This is a genomic window from Paracoccus aminophilus JCM 7686, from assembly GCF_000444995.1.
Classification (GTDB): Bacteria; Pseudomonadota; Alphaproteobacteria; order Rhodobacterales; family Rhodobacteraceae; genus Paracoccus; species Paracoccus aminophilus.
On the sequence record NC_022041.1, the window covers coordinates 2,739,705 to 2,755,885 of the forward strand.

Consider the following 16,181-nt stretch of genomic DNA (forward strand, 5'->3'; position numbering starts at 1 on the left):
TGCCAAGATTTCAGGCCCGTCCGGCCCGTCAGGCCCATAATCATGCCGTAAGCCTTTGATCCTGTTGGAGCGCTGCCCCCTCACCCCGCGAAGGTCTCGCGCCCAAACGCCAACATGCTCGCGCCCGTCCGGCCCAAACTCGCACCCTGCCCCCAGAAATGCGCGACGGGCCCGCAGGCCCGCCCAGTCGAATGGAGTGGAGATGGGGTGCGGGGTCATCGCGGCGCCCACGAATTGCCCGCATCGCGTGACTGCGCTTCACGCATGCGCTGCGCGAAAGTCTGATCAAGGCGAATGCCGCGATAGCCGGTGACACCGCTTTTGCCTGGGGTAAACGTCCTGTTCGTTTCGGGGTGACGCCAGACATCAGCCTTTGCCTTGAGCCTGACTGATACCGTTCGAGGCCCCCAGCGCGCCTCGCCGCGCTCTTCGATCCAATAGTTGAAGGCATCACCCAGCTCGCGCGCGGTCATGAAATCGCCCTCATATCCGCTGACGACCGTGGCGTCCGCGAGGAAGGTGCCGATCGGGTCGCTGTCCTTGCGATAGCTGCCGGTGGCCTCCAAAACCTCCTGCGGCTCGGCCAGCCCCTTTTCGAGATAGTCGAGCGCGCCCTGCACCAACCAGTTGAGGATCCCTGACCGCTCGGCCCACAGGATCTCATCAAGCTCTTTCTTGGGAATGCGCTTTTCTTCCGGGATCTGGACCGGAAAGTTGACCAGCATGAGGCGGCGCCAGATCCCGTCATCGCCACCCCGGATATCAGGCAGGTGGTTGCCGGAAATGGTCAGCTTGAAGATCGGTCGAAACGTGATGAAGTCGGCGTAGAGCGCCCGGATCATCATCGGCTCGCCGCCGGTCAGGGCCTTGATCAATCCCTCTTGCAGCCGCTCACCCTCTTCCGGCTCCGATGTCCGAACCATGCGCGCCGCGATCAGCGGCATGAGGTCCGGCTGCGAATCCGAGCCACCCTTCTTGTTCTTTCCCGTAAGGGATTCGATCCGGGCAGAGGCGGAGTAGTCGCCCATCATCCGCCCCATGAGGTCCACCAGCACGGACTTTCCGTTCGCACCGCCGCCGTGGAAGAAGGCCAGCTTCTGGACATCAAGGCCGGTCATCGACAGGCCGAACCAACGCTGAATGAACTGCCGCATCGCGATGTTCGGCTGGATCTGTTCGAGGAAAGCAGCGAACCGCGGACATTTGGCCTCGGGGTCATATTCCACCGGCATGACCTTGGTCAGCAGCTGGCCGCGCTCATGGGGGATCAGCTTGACGTCGGACATCGGCGCCATGCCTTCCGCCGTGATCCGCTCAAAGCGCAACACACCGGTCAGCGTGTTGACGTCGAGATCGCTCTTGTCCATCTGGTCGACCGATTTGGCGAGCATAACCCGCGCCTCGGCAATCAGGTTGGACATCGGACCGGAGTTCCCCGCGTTCTTGGCGTGGGTGAGGCGGCGGCCGATCAGCGATTTGTGGTTTTTCAGCGCAGAATCGATGCTGCGAAGACGCCCGGCGATATTCGACAGCTCGGTCATCAGGCTTTCATCGCCTGCATAGTCCGGCGTGGCCTCGATCTCGGCACGGCGCTTGCGCTGATCGCGCTCTTCATTGAGCAACTGCCGATCGCGCGGCGATGGCTGCAGCCAATCGATTTCCTGCTCGATCAAGCCCGACATTTTCTGCGCCCGGCCCCGGATCAGCGGCGAGACATCGCGGCTGATCTCATCATCCTTGTGCCAGCGCGCACCGTCCCAGACGAACCACCCGACCTGAGAGACGAACAGGACATCGTCACCGAAATGGATCACAAAGCGGCGCCCATTGCCAAGATCGTTCAGCGGCTCGCGTGACGCGCGACTGACCGGATCCTCGGGCCCGTCATCTTGCGGGGCTCCATCTTCCGGCGGGGGCGGAGGGGGGAGATAATCCTCAGGATAGTCATATTCGCCCGAGCCGGGTGACGACATGCCATCCGGCAACGAAACATCCTCGGCGTTGGTCATGAGGCTGCGGACCTCTTCAACGCCCCCGAAATCTTCATCATCCAAACTCATTGATGCTGCCCCATCAGGATATCATTGAGGTCGCGACCTGCGCCGGCATGCACGATCTGCCCCTTTAAGCCGGGGTTCTTGATCATCGCGCGCCGCAGGCCCGCCTCGAGTTGCGCTCGCGTCAGGCGAGGATCGCTGTCCCCGTCCTGGACAAAGACCAGCCGCTTGACCCACGACGGCGGCGCAAAGGCGTCACTGTCCGTCATGTCGGGCAAACCGGCGTATTTCTTGCCCGGCCCGCGCTCGCGCAGACCCGACATGTTGCCCAGATCGACGCCGCACCAATAGGCCGCTTGGCGCGGCTGGCGCTCCGCGATCAGGGCGGAAAGGGTGGTTTCCACCCCCTCGGCCATGATCATGGTCGTGGCGTTCCTCTGCCCGGTCAGACGGATCGCGCCGCCCTTCTTCGAGCCGAGAACCTTTTTCGACGGCAGCGTTTCCTCCGGTTTTGCCGGGTTGGAGAGGATCAGCTTTCCCTTTGCCTGATCGAGGTCGATCCACGTCCGGTGCACGGCCGTCACTCGATTTCCGGCGTCCACCACCGCACAGATCATCGCTGGCCCGACATGCAGCGTCTGCCACTTGCTGCGCTCGCCGGGAATCGGATGCACATATTTGGCATCGGGCTGAAACCGCACGGTCTGCGGGATGCTCGACAGCAACGCTGCGGGAATGCCACGACGGCAGAGATAGTCCCGCACCAGCGAGCCCTCGGCATCCTTGGATGCGAACCAGATATCGCGCGCGGCCTTGATGGTCTTTTCGCGCTCGCGTGCCCCGATACTCGCCTGCCTCTCGCGCGCCGCCTCGGCTTTGCGGCGGCGATCTTCGCGCTCGGCATCGCTGAGGCCTTGCGCCGGTCCGCAGAGCCAATCCAGCGCTGCGCGGAAATCCACGCCAAGGGCGAGTTGCACCAGCGCGATCTGATCGCCCTTGGCATGGGGCGAGCAGTCCTTCCGGCATTGAAAGATATTCTTCTGGGGATTGACGCCAAAGCGATCCCGGCCACCGCAATTCGGACAGGGGCCGACCATCTCGCCGCCAGCGCGCACGAGATTGACGATCTCCAGCCGCGCGATCACATCCGCGATCGCCATGGCCCGCGCTTCGGCAAGGCGGTGATCGTCATGCATCGCGCCCGCCCCCCTGAATCCGGTCCCAGGCATCCGCCATCCGCTGGCGGTCCCAACGGTTCATGGCCAGTCCAGCCTGCTCATGCAGCGGGCCGTAAAAGCCTGGTCGCCGTGGCGTCGCCGCTGCAAATCGTGAACCAAGCTCGATCAATGGGCGCAGCGTCAGAATGCCCTTCGAGGCCATCGGCAAGACGCTGCGCAGGATATCCACCTGCAAATCCAGATCCGCCCGATGGGCCTCGATGATCTCAGGCCGCGACAGCAGGCCGAGAGCATGGATCAGGACATGATCGGCGATCGACAGTTTCAGAGGCTCAGCCATAGATATCGGCCCGTTCCAACTGGAGCGGCCACGAGGCACGTAGAACTGACGACATCAGACGCTCTCCTGCGCCGATCAGGGCGTCGGGAGATTGGCGGAGCTGAGGAAAGCACGAGGCGAATTTCGCCAAATCGACTGCAAGATGATGCTCAGGCCCGTAGGCCTCATCGACGCGGCGAACTGCGCAAGCCAGTGTTCGTGGATCGACCAATTTGGATTTGGCTTGGAAGGCAACCGCCATCGTCGCGATGCGGGCACCTATCCGGATCTGTTCTGAATGGTGATGCTGCATTTCCTGTCCCTCGCGCTTCTGCGCTCGTTTGGAAAAAGCTGGGCGATCTGAGCAGAGACCGCCCAGCAGGTGGTCACCGGAGCCGGACAGGCTGGGCGGTGACGAAACCGGAGGGCCGCAAAATCTCCGGGTTATTCGCGGCTTGCGCCCTTGATCCGTTGGAAAAATCTTTCCGACTGCGATTTGAACCATTCGGCATCGGCAGCCGAGCGACCCGCCACCCGAAGCGCCCGGCGATGCCGGGCCGCGTAATATCGCTGCGCCATGCGCCAGAGCACCCGCATCATTCCGCCTCCGGATCGATGATCTGAAACACCGCTTCGGCGCCGACCAAGGCGACAACCTTCAGCACATAGCGAAAATGCGGTGCGTTTTCCCGACGCAGCCAGTTGCGCACCGTACGCGACGTGACAGGACGGCGATCAGAGGTCAGGACCTCCGCAGCGCGTTCCGCCAGATCGTTCTCGGATTGCGCCTCTGGGAAGGCGCGCCAGAGCAAGCTGGCAAACCATGCCCGCTCGGCTTCCTCGCCGCTGCATTTTCGGAAAGACATTTCAGAAAGTCCTGTGCTGTTGTGTCCCCGTGCAGAAGGACGATCATCAGAACGGAGAGAGGATGCGGCAGGGCGAACGCTCATGCCGCGTCCTCGGGGGGTCTGCGATGACGCGCTCTCGCCATAACTTCGCGTGCGGCGATCTCGGCAATAAGCGCATGGACAAAACCCACCCGCTGCTCTTCGGTCAAAGTGCTGTAAGCGATTGCCAACAAGCGGCAAAACTCCGCAGGATCGGCAAAGCGCGCCAAGGCATCATTCAAGAAAAAGGCCCCATTATTCATGTCACAAATTCCCATTGACTGCCCGCACTGCGCCACACGCAATGTCGCGGCGACGATCTGTGTCATCGCGCCCGCAGAGCCCACGCGCAGTTCCGTTTTCGTCACCTGCAACAAGTGCAAAATGGGAGTGACGCTGTATTGTATTTCCCCGCCATTGCCCGATCGCGTTCTTGCAGGCGATAGCCTCGACATCACCCGCGAAGATAGAAAGAAGCTTGTTGACTTGCTCACGGTCATCAGAATGTCCCCGGCGTTTCCTGCACCACGAACGATCCTGTATGTCCCGGAGGCGGTCGAACGCGCCTATCGTGAAGGCGAAGCAAACCGCGCCGAAAAGCGATATCTCAGCGCCGCGAGCAACTACCGCACGGCGCTTGACCGGGCGCTGAAGCTGATTGCGCCGGACGAAAAGGGCATGATCTATGCCAAGGTCGAAAAGCTCGCCGCGCAGAACGCTCTTCCGCCGGCCCTGATCGGGCTGATGCACGAGATCCGGTTCTTGGGAAATCAGATCCACGACATGGATGACCCCGAACCAGCGGACGTTGAGGCCGGAGCAGAGTTTTCGACCCTGCTGCTGACTTACCTCTTTGAACTTCCCGGGCGCGTTGCCGATGCAGCAGCCAAGCGCGCCGGGGATGGCCCAGGCGTGTCGTGACGCGGGATGATGAAGGCTCATACTGCATCCTCGGGAGGTTGCGGAGCTCTCGCGCGCCGAGAACGCTCAGCCTGTATTGCAGCTCGCACACGCTCCTCAGTTTCAGGCCAAGAACGCTTTCCTGCTTTCAGGCGCGAGTAAAAGCGCCCGCCTTGCCCGACAAGACGCCCCAGAGTGCTCACCGAAAGACCAAACTCGTCTGCGGCGTCTTCCATTTCAGTGAGGAGGCAAATTTCCTTGTTCATGCTCCCATCGTTAGTGTGATACTTCACACCATGCAAGATGAAACTTCACATTCGCTTGCGATGCTTCACACCGATACAAGGCAGTATGGATGTGAATGAAGTTTTCAGGTTGCGCTTAAAGGCCGAAATGGCGGCGCAGGGTTACAATCCTGCGAGCCTGTCGATATGCGCGAACCTCAACAGGCGGGCCGTGACCGACCTTCTAGAAGGCAGGGCTCAAAGTCCTAAGCTTTCCACCGCTTACGCTCTAGCGAAGGCCCTAAACGTGGGCTTAGACTCACTTACAGGCTCAGCGCCGCAGCCTTCTCTTGCCCCACGCCTTGCAGAGATCCTCGCTCAATATGACGAAGCCGATCAAGAGCGACTTGCAGCGGCAATTTTGAGCCTTCCCCGGGCGCCGGGCTGAGTGCGATCAACGCAAGCGCCATCTGATAGTCCGTAGCCCTAGTGAGCGATGGCGACATCATTCCTATCCCAAATCTTCAAACAACCATGGAACGATATGTGAACAACCTATCGATGAGCAACTACGGATGACGATTCTTCGGATATTATATGTGTGATAGTTCACATTAATTAGCTTGACAGTGTGACACTTCACACTCACAAATGCCCCATCCCCCAACCGGATGGAGCCCGCACATGCACATTCCCACCGTCCTGTCTTCCGCCGACACCACGAGAGATGCTGTCGCTCCGGTCGGCAATCTGGTCATCCGCTTCAGCAATGGTGACTACGCGGAATACGAAGGCATTTCGCGGAAAGCCTTCACTGCGATTTTTGACGCTGTGGCGTCAGACCAGGGCACTGGCCCACAGAGCTGGGGACTATTCATCATCGGGCTTTGCCGATGCCTGATCGACATTCGACAGGTCGCTTCGATCGATTTTGTCGAGCTTGCCGATGACGGCGATGACGATGATCTTCCAGTGGAAGCTATGGTCGAGCTCGCCGTCGCTGCGCTCACCAACACCTGGGACAGTAAGGGCACGCGCATCAAAGAAGCGCTCAACATCCTCAATGGTTGTGGGGCGTCAGCATGATCGCCCTCGCCCACCCGGCCAAACCAGCCGCCCGCCCGGTCCCGCGCATCGGCGCCATGCTCTCCGGTGCGATCCGCGCGGTAGCACTGGTCGCCGCAACCATCTCCGCGGTCATCATCATCGTCACAGCCTGGCACGTCGCGGGCAGCGCGATCAGCTGGGCGGATGTGCAAGCATTCGTCGCGCCGACCTCGCTGGAAACGCGCGGACACTCGGTCGAGCAGCTGGTCGAGGGGGTGCGCTGATGTCGAAAACGTCACCCACGCAGCTCATGGGCCCCGAGTTTGCCGCACAACTGCCGATGCTGGCAGTTCGGATGCTGATCACCGAGGACCTGCTGCGGCGCGCGCTGCACGAGGTCCCGGGGCTGCGCGACAGCGCTCTGGGCAGCGCCATCATCACCGCGATAACCGCGCCGAACAGCCAGATCGCCGAGGGGGCGCTGTGATGGCGGCCCGGTTTCGCGCGGACCGGAACGGCTGGATCGTCGACAACCTGACCGGTCTCTACATCCTGCAGGTCGCCGTGCATGTGCTGGATGTAGAGGCCGCACATCGGGTCACGACATCAATCATCGCGGCGCTTCACGCCGAGTTCGGCCCCGCCAACCCTGATCCAGAGACCTGCCCCGCCCAGTTCACCGACTGAGCGCGGCAGAGCCGACGGGATGGCAGCCCCGGCGGCGCCAAGTTCCCGCTGCGCACCTCCTCCCTTGGCGCAGCAGGAAGCCCCCGAGGCCGGGTGACCTCGGGGGCGATTATCCACCTGTCCCCCGACCCTCACACCCCGCAAATTCCAGCAAAGGCAGGGAAAGCACATGAAAAAACAGCGCCTTGTCCGGCAACCCTCGGGGGACGCGCGGTGGAACCGCTTCACAACTGCCGAGGAAGAACAAAGACTTAGCGTCCTGAACGAGCGGATCGATCGCTCTGCAACCATTCTCGCGCGCAATGTCGCGGAGCGTCAAACCATCATGAAGCGCGCTCAGAAGCGCATGTGGCGTGCGGAGGACAAGGCATGACCTATCAACCGCACCTGCCTATGATCGTCGACAGCTTTGCCGGCGGGGGTGGGGCCAGCACCGGGATCGAGCTCGCGCTCGGTCGCTCGCCAGATGTCGCGATCAATCACAGCGAAAAGGCATTGGCATTGCACGCTGCCAATCATCCCGAAACGCTGCACCTCGACAGCAACATTTGGGATGTCGAGCCGCTGAGCGTCACCAAAGGCCGACATGTTGGCCTGCTTTGGGCCAGCCCGGACTGCAAGCATTTCTCGAAGGCCAAAGGCGGCGCGCCGCGCGACCGCAACATCCGAGATCTGGCATGGGTCGTGGTCAAATGGGCCGAGTTCGCCAAGCCCGATGTAATCTGCCTCGAAAATGTTGAGGAATTCCGCACCTGGGGGCCGATCGACAACGACGGCCAGCCCATCAAGGAACTGGCCGGGATCGAGTTCGAGCGCTGGTCACGCCGCCTCAAAAGGGCTGGATACCGGATGCAATGGCGGGAGTTGCGCGCCTGCGATTATGGCGCGCCCACGATCCGCAAGAGGTTCTTCATGGTGGCCCGGCGTGATGGTCGGCCAATCGTCTGGCCGAAACCGACCCATGGCGATCCGCAATCCTCCGAGGTGCGGAAAGGCAAGCTCTTGCCCTGGCGGTCAGCCGCCGCATGCATTGACTGGTCGCTGCCATGCCCCAGCATCTTCGACAGCTCGGCTGAGATCATGGAGAAGCATTCACTTCGCGCCAAGCGGCCGCTCGCGTCGAACACGCTGGCGCGGATTGCTCGCGGGATGAAGCGCTATGTGCTCGAGGCCGAAAGCCCATTCCTTGTGAACCTGACCCACGGCGGGCGGGTCGAGGATCTGGCCGAGCCGATCAAGACGATCACTGGGGCACATCGGGGCGAAAAGGCCGTGGTGGATATTCAGGTCACAAGCGTGGGCGGCTTTGAATATGAGTCGCGGACATCGCTCGGGCCGCATCTGATGAGCCTGAAGGGCACGGATCGCCGCGACCGCCCGGTAGACGCGCCGCATCCGACCGTCCTTGCTGGCGGCGGGCACAGCGCGCTGATCGCACCCAGCATCACCCGCTTCAACGGCGGCGCGACCCGGCAGCACCTGCGCGATGCCATAGCGACGGTCACGGCCAATAGCTGGATCAAGCAGCCGGGCGGCGCGGCGCCCCTTGGCGTGCTCGCTCCCTATCTGGCGAGCATCGCCCATGGCGACAGCGGCGGACGGCGAGAATACCCGCTGGCTGACCCTCTGGGCACCGTCACCGTGGGCGGGATCCAGCACGCGGTGATTGCCCCCTTCCTCGCAACCATGCGCAACAGCCAGAAGCCTTGGCAGGGCGCGGATGAGCCGACTCATACGATCACCGCTGGAGGCGCAGGTCTGACACTGATCGCCGCGTCGATGATCCAGACCGGCTATGGCGAGCGCGACGGCCAAGCCCCGCGTGCGCTCGATATCCGCGCGCCGCTCGGTACGGTGGTCGCCGGCGGCGCCAAGCACGCGCCATTCGCGGCCTTCCTCGCCCAGCACAACGGCGGGCCCCGCATGGAGGCCCATGCTGGTCACGATATCGGCCAGCCGATATCGACCATCGCCGCATCCGGCAGTCATCAGACCCCGGTCGCGGCATGGTTCGCAAAATACTACGGCACTGGCGATGGCGCGCGGACGGACGAGCCCTGCCACACGATCACCGTCAAGGACCGCATAGCCCATATGCAGGCCGAGCTGGCAGCGCCGCCCTTCGGCCCCGAGCATCGGGACCGTGCGCGGGCCGTGGCCGAATTCCTGCGCGCACATGGGGCATGGCAGGGCGGCGAGTTCGTCACCCTCGAGCACGACGGCGACACCTTTGTGGTGGTCGATATCGGCATGAGGATGCTCACCCCGCGCGAGCTCTTCACCGCGCAGGGCTTTCCGGAGGACTACGTCATTGAGGGCGTCTGGGAAGGTCAGGACAGCGGAGACCCGCAATGGCGCGGCTTCGCGAAAGACGTTCAGGTCAGCTGCTGCGGCAACAGCGTTTGCCCGCCGCTCGCCGCCGCCATCGTCGCGGCGAACTGCCAGCATCTGGTCATCGAGGAAAACAGGAGGGTTGGGTGATGGTTTCGAGTCTCGAGCAGGCCGCAGCGACCACCCTGACCCTGTTGACACCTGCCGAAGCCGCGAGGGCGCTGCGGATTTCTACGAAGACCCTACAACGCCTGCGAAATCGCGGCCTGCCTTTTGTGATGTTGACCAGCGGGACGATTCGCTACCGCCCGGACGATCTCACAAACTTTATTGAAGGACATACCGAATGCCGCACCGCCCGAAAGGAACGCGCTTCTGGCACTACGACTTCCAAGTCAGGGGTCTTCGATTTCATGGCTCTTGCGGCACAGAAGACTATGAAGAGGCCAAGGCCGTAGAGGCTGCTGAGCGGGTCAAGGCACGCAATGCCCCAGAGGTAACTGGACGCTTCAGCATTTCTCAAGCGCTCGGGACCTATTGGACGGATGTTTGTCAACACCAACCCAGCGCCCGGACTGCCCGCAGCCAGGCAAAAATGATCCTGAGCGTCATCGAGGGATCGCAACAGATGGACGAGATCACCAATGCCAGTCTGATGCGCTATGTCGCGATGCGCCGAGCAACCGTGTCGAATGCCACCGTGAACCGCGAGCTTCAGATGCTGGCTCGATCGATGCGCCATATGGTCAGCATCCACGGGGCAGAGATGCCAAAGATCGATTTCAAGACAGTTCAGACGGCCGAGCCAGAAGAGCGGGTGCGTGAGCTTACGCCCGAAGAGCAAAGCAAGCTCTTTAAACATCTGAGGCCTGATCTGGGGCCCTTTGTGACCTTTGCCCTTCTGACAGGCGCCCGCCTTTCGACAATCACGGAATTGGAATGGTCTCACATCGATCAGGCAAACAAGCGGATGATGTTTCACCTCAAGGGTGGCGGCACCATGAAATTCCCGATCAGCAAGGAGATCGCCGCTCTGCTGGCAGATCTTCCGAGGTCAGAGCTCCCGGATCACTCTCGCTATGTCTTCACCTTCGAGGTTCAAAACCGGAAAAATCAGCGGCGCAAGATCGTTCCGAACGGTGGAGGGATCATGGAAGAGTTTCGCGCGGCCCTAGCGGCAGCGGAGATCCACGACTTCAGGTTTCATGATCTGAGGCATACCTTTGCCACCCGCCTGCTCAGGCACACCGGCAATCTCAAACTGGTCAGCCGCCTGCTTGGTCACAGCAACGTGGAAACGACAGCGCGCTATGCACATGTGCTCGACAATGATCTCGCCGACGCCCTCGACAGTGTCAGCATGATGGGGGTTTCCCGAAGAAAGTCCCGAAGAAAGCAGTAGACGTTATATCATTCATGAGGTTATACGGCATGAAGCAAGCCTTCCAAGCTGAATACGTGGGTTCGATTCCCATCACCCGCTCCAATCCTCCCGGCTCTGACCACCGGGCCGTGGAACAGGCTGCCGCTTTGCAGTGTTGTCCCGGCTGAGAAGACCGAAAGGATGCCCATGTCCCCCCGTGCCAAGCAACGCCTGTCTTTCTACCTTCTGCTCGGGCTGACGCTTTATGCGGCCATTGCCGGCGCCGCCTGAGGAGAACCGTCATGGCCAAGCGATATGGCGGGAAATATTCTCCCGAACCGCAAGAGGATGACCGCCCGGTCACCGATCCGCGCAACCTGCCCCGCCCCTCGCCCAAAGAGGGGCACCATCCGCTGGAATCGCGCACCTTCTGGGTGACGCTGATGGGCTCGCCCTTGCTGATCGGGGCGTTTTTCCACTCGCCCTTGACCATGGCGACCAGCCTTGCCGGATTTGGCCTTCTGGCCAGCGGCATGTGGATGACGCGCGAGGGGCTGAAAGCCGAAGCCGCCTATGACGCACGCCGCGCCGCGCGCCGCCCGGCGATCCCGCGCAAGCTGTTCGGCGGCATCCTGACCGGGCTTGGCCTTGCCGTGGGCTCGCTCGAACCGGGCAGCGCCGCTGCCGCCGGGGCCGGGATCATCGGCGTCGCCGGGGTGGTCCTGCATTGGCTGAGCTTCGGCTCGGACCCGATGACCGACAAGGGCATGGAGGGGGTCGACACCTTCCAGCAAGATCGCGCCGCCCGCATCATTGCCGAGGGCGAGGATTACCTGCGCGCGATGCGCGACGCGATCCTGCGCACTGGCGATCGCCGGCTTGAGGCGCGCGTCCATATGTTCGGGGCAACCGCGCGCGAGCTTTTCAAGCAGATCGAGGACAACCCCGCCGATATCGCCAATGCCCGCCGCTATCTCGGCGTCTATCTGATGGGCGCGCGCGATGCGACGGTGAAATTCGCCGATCTCTATACCCAGACCCGCGACCCCAAGGCGCGGCAGGATTACGAGCAATTGCTGGCGGATCTTGAGAATAACTTCTCCACCCGCACCAGCCAGCTCATCGAGGGAAGCCGCACCAATCTTGATATCGAGATGCAGGTGCTGCGCGACCGGCTGGCGCGCGAGGGCGTCCAGACCCCGGCGGAGCCGCCTGCGCTCGATTTCCGCACGCAGGATCTGCCGGGCAATCTGCTGATCCCGAGCAAGGACCGCGAGCCCGAGAAACGATAAGTCCCGATGCCGCGCTATGCTTTGAAGATCGAATATGACGGCCGCTCGTTTTCCGGCTGGCAGGCTCAGGCCGAGCACCCCTCGGTGCAGGCGCGGATCGAGGCCGCTTTGGCCCAGCTCGATCCCGGTTTCGCTGCCGGGGCGCGCATTGCCGCCGCCGGGCGCACCGATGCCGGGGTCCATGCCACGGGCCAGCTCGCCCATGCCGATCTGACGCGGATCTGGGACCCCTTCAAGCTGGCTCAGGCGCTGAACTGGCATCTGAAACCCGCGCCGATTGCGATCACGGCCGCCGCCGAGGTCCCTGAGGATTTCCACGCCCGCTTTTCCGCAATCGGGCGGCGTTATCTCTTCCGGCTGATCGCCCGGCGCGCGCCGGTCGTCCATGAGCGCGGGCTGGTCTGGCAGGTGCAAAACCCGCTGAATGTCGAGGCCATGCGTCAGGGCGCGGCGCATCTGATCGGCACGCATGATTTCACCACCTTCCGCTCGACCATGTGTCAGGCGGCGAGCCCGGTGAAGTCGATTGACTGCATCGAGATCACCGAGATCGCGCTGGCCTCGGGCACGGAATATCAGTTCCGGCTGGCGGCGCGGTCTTTCCTGCACAATCAGGTGCGCTCGATCGTCGGCACGCTGGAACGGGTCGGCGCGGGCTCATGGCAGCCCGATCAGGTGAAAACCGCGCTTGAGGCGCGCGACCGCGCGGCCTGCGGCCCGGTCTGCCCGCCTCAGGGGCTCTATCTGACAGAGGCGGTTTACCCCACCAATCCCTTCGCGGCAGGCGAGGGGCGCGCGGTCTGGTCTGACTAGAGAGCGCTTAACACCGAGCTACCCCCGATGCGGCGACGAGACCGCGCTTTTCAGCGCTTTTCGTCGCTGCGGCGACAGGGCCGACGGCCCTGCCAGCGCGGCAGAATCACTGTCATCACCGTGTTCATAATGATCCACAGATCGACGCGGACGCTGGCCCGGCGCTGATAGATCGTGTCGATGCGCAGCTTGGTCGGCAGGCAGCGGCGGTAATAGGCCTGCTGCGTCGCCTCTTTGGTCTCGCAGCTCGCCATGATCCGGTCCTCATGGGCGTGATAGATCATCGTGGCGAGGCCAGTGACGCCGGGGCGGCTTTGCAGCACCTGCGCATATTGCTGCGGGAAGCGCTCGACGAATTCACGCAAGGGCGGGCGCGGGCCGACAAAGCTCATATCGCCGCGCAGGATGTTGAAGAGCTGCGGCAGCTCATCAAGCCGGGTGCGGCGCAAAAAGCGTCCGACGCGGGTGATGCGCCAGTTCTTATGCGCGCCGGTCGCCCCCGAATCACCTTCTGCCCGCAACATGGTGCGGAATTTGATCAGCTTGAACGAGCGGCTCGGGCTGCGCATCCGGGGTGCGACATAGAAGATCGGACGACCTTCCGAGATCAGCAGGACGATGGTGACGACCAGCATGACAATCGACAGCGGAACCAGCAGAATCAGGGCAAAGGTGATATCGAAGGCGCGCTTGCGAAAGGGAACAGAGTTGAACTCGCGACCCGCAGCCCATTGCAGGTCGATGGCTTTGGTGGCCACCTTGCGGCTTTCCGCCCGATCCCAGTCGTGCTGAATAGTCACAATTCCCCTCGGCACTGCTCTTACATATCACTAAAATGGCCGTAACATAGGCCTCGGCAAATGCAAACGATCTGTCACGATTTGTCCGTCAGTCCTTGAACGACCGTGTCCTTTCGGCCAGTCTCCGCTCAATCTGCAACGGCTCCGAGGGCAAATATGCGCAAATTGCTGGTGGTACTCGACGACAGCCGCGAATGCCTTAACGCGATCCGATTTGCCGCCATGCGCGCGGCGAAGACGAACGGAGGGGTTCAGGTGCTGGCCGTCATCCCCGCAGGCGAGATCCAGCATGGCATGGGCGTGGCCGAGGTCATGCGCGCCGAGGCTTACGAACGGATCGAGGCCCATTTCGAGGTTTTCGCGAAATGGATGCGCGACCGGCCCGGGATCGACCCCGAGCTGGTCATCCGCGAGGGCGATCCCGCGACCGAGCTTCTCGCCCAGATCGGCGATGATCCCGAAATCGGCGTGGTCGTGCTCGCGGCCTCCAGCGAAAGTTCGGGGCCGGGGCCGCTGATCACCCGGCTGATCCGCGAGATCCCGACGCTGCCCTGCCCGATCACCATCGTTCCGGGCGACATTTCCAAGGAACGGCTCGAACAGATCACCTGATCGGGCGGGCGGGCTCCCGGCTCTCTGCGCACGCAAGCGATCACTAGGGCCCCGCGCCCGGCGATCAGGGGCGCGAGAGCTTGACTTGCCCCCCGGCCAATCCCCATATCAGCGCCAAAGGAGCTGCCCATGTTCATCCAGACCGAAACCACCCCGAACCCCGCCACGCTGAAATTCCTGCCGGGCGAGACTGTTCTCGGCCAGGGCACGGCGGATTTCCCCAGTGCGGATACCGCCTCGGCCAGCCCGCTCGCGCGGCGCGTCTTTGGCGTCGCTGGCGTCACCGGCGTCTTCCTCGGCTCGGACTTCATTACCGTGACCAAGAACGATTCGGTGATCTGGGATCACCTGAAACCCTCCGTCCTTGGCGCGATCATGGAGCATTTCCAGTCCGGCGCTCCGGCGCTCGACGGTGCGGGCGCCGCTGGCGGCCATACCGAGCATGACGGCCCGGACGGCGATATCGTCAACCAGATCAAGGAACTGCTCGACACCCGCGTCCGTCCGGCGGTGGCGCAAGATGGTGGCGACATCACCTTCCACGGCTTTGATCGCGGCGTCGTCTATCTGCATATGCAGGGCGCTTGCGCCGGTTGCCCCTCGTCCACGCTGACGCTGAAAATGGGGATCGAGAACCTGCTGCGCCATTACATCCCCGAGGTGACCGAGGTCCGGCCCGTTGCCTGATCTCTGCCTTGGCTTTGACTCATCGGCCGCGCATTGCGCGGCCGCTTTGCTCTGGGGCGACCGGATTCTGGTCTCGCGTCAGGACGACATGGCGCGTGGTCAGGCCGAACGCCTGATGCCGCTGCTGGAAGAGGTGCTGGCCGAGGCGGGCAAGGGCTGGTCCGATCTCGCGGTCCTCGGCGTCGGCACCGGCCCCGGCAATTTCACCGGCATCCGCATCGCGGTCGCCGCCGCGCGGGGCCTTGCGCTCGCGCTGAAGATCCCGGCCATCGGCGTAGGCTCTTGCGAGGCGCTGGCCTTTGGCCAAGCCCGGCCCTGCCGCGTGCTGATCCCCTCGCGGGCGGGCGATGTGATCTGGCAGGATTTCGGCACGGAAGGCGCGCTGACCCAGCCTGCCGCGACCGCAGCGGGCGAACTGCCTGCAGGCCCCGCCGTCCTTCAAACCCCGACCCCGATCGCCGAGGGCATTGCCCATCTGGCGCTCTTGCGCAAATCGGCTCCCGGCCCGCGCCCTGCCCCGATCTATCTGCGCCCGGCTGATGCCGCCCCGGCCAAGGATCGCGGCCCGGTGATGCTGACATGAGCACGCCTGAGGACGCCCGTCCCGCAGCCGGGCCGGAGCTGGATCGACTGGCCGCGATTCATGCCGCCAGTTTTCCCGACCACCCCCGGCCGTGGTCGGCACAGGAGATCCGCGACATCCTTGCGACTTCGGGCGCCTTTCTGATCGAGTTGCCGCAGGGCTTTCTGATCGGCCGGGTGCTGCTGGACGAGGCCGAGCTTCTGACCGTCGCCGTCGCCCCCGAGGCCCGGCGTCAGGGCATCGGCGCCGCGCTTTTGCAGGGCTTCATCGCGAAAGCCGCCCTTGCCTGCGCCACTACGGCCTTTCTCGAAGTGGCCTCGGACAACGCCCCCGCGCAGGCGCTTTACGCGCGGGGCGGCTGGCAGCCCGCCGGACGGCGGCGCAATTATTATGCTCCCGGCATCGACGCAGTGGTTCTGACGCGCAAGCTGCTTCCCGATAATCCCGGTTGACGGCTGCGG

The 16,181-nt window shown here is 63.0% G+C and carries 23 protein-coding genes; 16 read left to right on the forward strand and 7 right to left on the reverse strand.

Translation table 11 applies throughout. The features are described from left to right. Positions 1 to 215: 215 nt before the first annotated feature. The 6 genes from JCM7686_RS13350 to JCM7686_RS24730 form a co-directional block, all read right to left on the reverse strand. Positions 216 to 2,060, reverse strand: a complete 1,845-nt coding sequence (locus tag JCM7686_RS13350; protein WP_020951338.1) for a DNA primase family protein — start codon at positions 2,058 to 2,060, stop codon at positions 216 to 218. Then, positions 2,057 to 3,193 (reverse strand): DUF7146 domain-containing protein, encoded by a 1,137-nt coding sequence (locus tag JCM7686_RS13355; RefSeq protein WP_020951339.1) that lies wholly within the window; start codon positions 3,191 to 3,193, stop codon positions 2,057 to 2,059. Before JCM7686_RS13355 ends, JCM7686_RS13350 begins: the two co-directional genes overlap by 4 nt. Further along, a complete protein-coding gene (locus JCM7686_RS13360) occupies positions 3,186 to 3,515 on the reverse strand; it encodes a hypothetical protein (protein WP_020951340.1) in 330 nt (109 codons plus the stop codon). Before JCM7686_RS13360 ends, JCM7686_RS13355 begins: the two co-directional genes overlap by 8 nt. Beyond that, complete coding sequence (locus tag JCM7686_RS13365; protein WP_041527362.1) at positions 3,508 to 3,807, reverse strand: hypothetical protein; 300 nt, start codon at positions 3,805 to 3,807, stop codon at positions 3,508 to 3,510. The genes JCM7686_RS13360 and JCM7686_RS13365 overlap by 8 nt, the downstream gene beginning before the upstream one ends. A gap of 283 nt (positions 3,808 to 4,090) precedes the next feature. Next, on the reverse strand, positions 4,091 to 4,444 hold the full coding sequence (locus JCM7686_RS13370) for a hypothetical protein (RefSeq protein WP_020950742.1): 354 nt from the start codon (positions 4,442 to 4,444) through the stop codon (positions 4,091 to 4,093). Beyond that, on the reverse strand, positions 4,441 to 4,881 hold the full coding sequence (locus tag JCM7686_RS24730) for a hypothetical protein (RefSeq protein ID WP_158442366.1): 441 nt from the start codon (positions 4,879 to 4,881) through the stop codon (positions 4,441 to 4,443). The genes JCM7686_RS13370 and JCM7686_RS24730 overlap by 4 nt, the downstream gene beginning before the upstream one ends. A gap of 4 nt (positions 4,882 to 4,885) precedes the next feature. Between JCM7686_RS24730 and JCM7686_RS24735 the strand changes: the two genes are divergently transcribed. From JCM7686_RS24735 to truA, 12 genes are all read left to right on the forward strand, one after another. After that, a complete protein-coding gene (locus tag JCM7686_RS24735) occupies positions 4,886 to 5,302 on the forward strand; it encodes a DUF4145 domain-containing protein (protein ID WP_158442367.1) in 417 nt (138 codons plus the stop codon). 330 nt (positions 5,303 to 5,632) lie between these two features. After that, positions 5,633 to 5,953 carry a helix-turn-helix domain-containing protein gene (locus JCM7686_RS25180; RefSeq protein WP_407946438.1) on the forward strand — a complete coding sequence of 107 codons (321 nt, stop codon included), beginning with the start codon at positions 5,633 to 5,635 and terminating at the stop codon, positions 5,951 to 5,953. 236 nt (positions 5,954 to 6,189) lie between these two features. Continuing rightward, positions 6,190 to 6,591 (forward strand): hypothetical protein, encoded by a 402-nt coding sequence (locus JCM7686_RS13390; RefSeq protein WP_020951345.1) that lies wholly within the window; start codon positions 6,190 to 6,192, stop codon positions 6,589 to 6,591. Then, positions 6,588 to 6,836 carry a hypothetical protein gene (locus tag JCM7686_RS13395; protein WP_020951346.1) on the forward strand — a complete coding sequence of 83 codons (249 nt, stop codon included), beginning with the start codon at positions 6,588 to 6,590 and terminating at the stop codon, positions 6,834 to 6,836. Before JCM7686_RS13390 ends, JCM7686_RS13395 begins: the two co-directional genes overlap by 4 nt. After that, positions 6,836 to 7,039: a hypothetical protein gene (locus JCM7686_RS24465; RefSeq protein WP_020951347.1), complete on the forward strand. Its 204-nt coding sequence runs from the start codon at positions 6,836 to 6,838 to the stop codon at positions 7,037 to 7,039. Before JCM7686_RS13395 ends, JCM7686_RS24465 begins: the two co-directional genes overlap by 1 nt. Continuing rightward, positions 7,039 to 7,239, forward strand: coding sequence for a hypothetical protein (locus JCM7686_RS13400; RefSeq protein WP_041527367.1), 201 nt, complete (start codon positions 7,039 to 7,041; stop codon positions 7,237 to 7,239). Before JCM7686_RS24465 ends, JCM7686_RS13400 begins: the two co-directional genes overlap by 1 nt. A 169-nt stretch (positions 7,240 to 7,408) precedes the next feature. Then, the gene (locus JCM7686_RS13405; RefSeq protein ID WP_020951348.1) at positions 7,409 to 7,612 is read left to right on the forward strand and encodes a hypothetical protein; all 204 of its coding nucleotides are present in this window, start codon (positions 7,409 to 7,411) and stop codon (positions 7,610 to 7,612) included. Then, positions 7,609 to 9,720, forward strand: a complete 2,112-nt coding sequence (locus tag JCM7686_RS13410) for a DNA cytosine methyltransferase (protein ID WP_020951349.1) — start codon at positions 7,609 to 7,611, stop codon at positions 9,718 to 9,720. The genes JCM7686_RS13405 and JCM7686_RS13410 overlap by 4 nt, the downstream gene beginning before the upstream one ends. Further along, complete coding sequence (locus tag JCM7686_RS25185) at positions 9,720 to 10,028, forward strand: helix-turn-helix domain-containing protein (RefSeq protein WP_084621166.1); 309 nt, start codon at positions 9,720 to 9,722, stop codon at positions 10,026 to 10,028. Before JCM7686_RS13410 ends, JCM7686_RS25185 begins: the two co-directional genes overlap by 1 nt. Further along, entirely contained in the window at positions 9,917 to 10,972 is a 1,056-nt protein-coding gene (locus tag JCM7686_RS13415; RefSeq protein ID WP_020951350.1) for a tyrosine-type recombinase/integrase, read from the forward strand. The genes JCM7686_RS25185 and JCM7686_RS13415 overlap by 112 nt, the downstream gene beginning before the upstream one ends. 263 nt (positions 10,973 to 11,235) lie before the next feature. Beyond that, complete coding sequence (locus JCM7686_RS13420; protein ID WP_020951351.1) at positions 11,236 to 12,225, forward strand: 5-bromo-4-chloroindolyl phosphate hydrolysis family protein; 990 nt, start codon at positions 11,236 to 11,238, stop codon at positions 12,223 to 12,225. 6 nt (positions 12,226 to 12,231) lie between these two features. After that, the gene (truA, locus tag JCM7686_RS13425; RefSeq protein ID WP_020951352.1) at positions 12,232 to 13,038 is read left to right on the forward strand and encodes a tRNA pseudouridine(38-40) synthase TruA; all 807 of its coding nucleotides are present in this window, start codon (positions 12,232 to 12,234) and stop codon (positions 13,036 to 13,038) included. Positions 13,039 to 13,088: 50 nt separating this feature from the next. Here truA and JCM7686_RS13430 read toward each other — a convergent pair whose 3' ends face one another. Next, on the reverse strand, positions 13,089 to 13,838 hold the full coding sequence (locus JCM7686_RS13430; RefSeq protein ID WP_020951353.1) for a sugar transferase: 750 nt from the start codon (positions 13,836 to 13,838) through the stop codon (positions 13,089 to 13,091). A 156-nt stretch (positions 13,839 to 13,994) separates the two neighbouring features. On the opposite strand from JCM7686_RS13430, the gene JCM7686_RS13435 reads away from it, so the two are divergent. From JCM7686_RS13435 to JCM7686_RS13450, 4 genes are all read left to right on the forward strand, one after another. Beyond that, a complete protein-coding gene (locus JCM7686_RS13435; RefSeq protein ID WP_020951354.1) occupies positions 13,995 to 14,450 on the forward strand; it encodes a universal stress protein in 456 nt (151 codons plus the stop codon). A 129-nt stretch (positions 14,451 to 14,579) separates the two neighbouring features. Beyond that, positions 14,580 to 15,137: a NifU family protein gene (locus JCM7686_RS13440; RefSeq protein ID WP_020951355.1), complete on the forward strand. Its 558-nt coding sequence runs from the start codon at positions 14,580 to 14,582 to the stop codon at positions 15,135 to 15,137. Continuing rightward, positions 15,130 to 15,720: a tRNA (adenosine(37)-N6)-threonylcarbamoyltransferase complex dimerization subunit type 1 TsaB gene (tsaB, locus tag JCM7686_RS13445; RefSeq protein ID WP_020951356.1), complete on the forward strand. Its 591-nt coding sequence runs from the start codon at positions 15,130 to 15,132 to the stop codon at positions 15,718 to 15,720. The genes JCM7686_RS13440 and tsaB overlap by 8 nt, the downstream gene beginning before the upstream one ends. Continuing rightward, positions 15,717 to 16,172, forward strand: coding sequence for a GNAT family N-acetyltransferase (locus JCM7686_RS13450; protein WP_020951357.1), 456 nt, complete (start codon positions 15,717 to 15,719; stop codon positions 16,170 to 16,172). The genes tsaB and JCM7686_RS13450 overlap by 4 nt, the downstream gene beginning before the upstream one ends. Positions 16,173 to 16,181: the final 9 nt, after the last annotated feature.

Excerpts from the sequence above, each read along its gene's own strand:
- JCM7686_RS13350 (WP_020951338.1), bottom strand. The coding sequence starts at position 2,060 with ATGAGTTTGGATGATGAAGATTTCGGGGGCGTTGAAGAGGTCCGCAGC.
- JCM7686_RS13355 (WP_020951339.1), bottom strand. The coding sequence starts at position 3,193 with ATGCATGACGATCACCGCCTTGCCGAAGCGCGGGCCATGGCGATCGCG.
- JCM7686_RS13360 (WP_020951340.1), bottom strand. The coding sequence starts at position 3,515 with ATGGCTGAGCCTCTGAAACTGTCGATCGCCGATCATGTCCTGATCCAT.
- JCM7686_RS13365 (WP_041527362.1), bottom strand. The coding sequence starts at position 3,807 with ATGCAGCATCACCATTCAGAACAGATCCGGATAGGTGCCCGCATCGCG.
- JCM7686_RS13370 (WP_020950742.1), bottom strand. The coding sequence starts at position 4,444 with ATGAGCGTTCGCCCTGCCGCATCCTCTCTCCGTTCTGATGATCGTCCT.
- JCM7686_RS24730 (WP_158442366.1), bottom strand. The coding sequence starts at position 4,881 with ATGACCGTGAGCAAGTCAACAAGCTTCTTTCTATCTTCGCGGGTGATG.
- JCM7686_RS24735 (WP_158442367.1), top strand. The coding sequence starts at position 4,886 with ATGTCCCCGGCGTTTCCTGCACCACGAACGATCCTGTATGTCCCGGAG.
- JCM7686_RS25180 (WP_407946438.1), top strand. The coding sequence starts at position 5,633 with ATGGATGTGAATGAAGTTTTCAGGTTGCGCTTAAAGGCCGAAATGGCG.
- JCM7686_RS13390 (WP_020951345.1), top strand. The coding sequence starts at position 6,190 with ATGCACATTCCCACCGTCCTGTCTTCCGCCGACACCACGAGAGATGCT.
- JCM7686_RS13395 (WP_020951346.1), top strand. The coding sequence starts at position 6,588 with ATGATCGCCCTCGCCCACCCGGCCAAACCAGCCGCCCGCCCGGTCCCG.
- JCM7686_RS24465 (WP_020951347.1), top strand. The coding sequence starts at position 6,836 with ATGTCGAAAACGTCACCCACGCAGCTCATGGGCCCCGAGTTTGCCGCA.
- JCM7686_RS13400 (WP_041527367.1), top strand. The coding sequence starts at position 7,039 with ATGGCGGCCCGGTTTCGCGCGGACCGGAACGGCTGGATCGTCGACAAC.
- JCM7686_RS13405 (WP_020951348.1), top strand. The coding sequence starts at position 7,409 with ATGAAAAAACAGCGCCTTGTCCGGCAACCCTCGGGGGACGCGCGGTGG.
- JCM7686_RS13410 (WP_020951349.1), top strand. The coding sequence starts at position 7,609 with ATGACCTATCAACCGCACCTGCCTATGATCGTCGACAGCTTTGCCGGC.
- JCM7686_RS25185 (WP_084621166.1), top strand. The coding sequence starts at position 9,720 with ATGGTTTCGAGTCTCGAGCAGGCCGCAGCGACCACCCTGACCCTGTTG.
- JCM7686_RS13415 (WP_020951350.1), top strand. The coding sequence starts at position 9,917 with ATGCCGCACCGCCCGAAAGGAACGCGCTTCTGGCACTACGACTTCCAA.
- JCM7686_RS13420 (WP_020951351.1), top strand. The coding sequence starts at position 11,236 with ATGGCCAAGCGATATGGCGGGAAATATTCTCCCGAACCGCAAGAGGAT.
- truA (WP_020951352.1), top strand. The coding sequence starts at position 12,232 with ATGCCGCGCTATGCTTTGAAGATCGAATATGACGGCCGCTCGTTTTCC.
- JCM7686_RS13435 (WP_020951354.1), top strand. The coding sequence starts at position 13,995 with ATGCGCAAATTGCTGGTGGTACTCGACGACAGCCGCGAATGCCTTAAC.
- JCM7686_RS13440 (WP_020951355.1), top strand. The coding sequence starts at position 14,580 with ATGTTCATCCAGACCGAAACCACCCCGAACCCCGCCACGCTGAAATTC.
- JCM7686_RS13450 (WP_020951357.1), top strand. The coding sequence starts at position 15,717 with ATGAGCACGCCTGAGGACGCCCGTCCCGCAGCCGGGCCGGAGCTGGAT.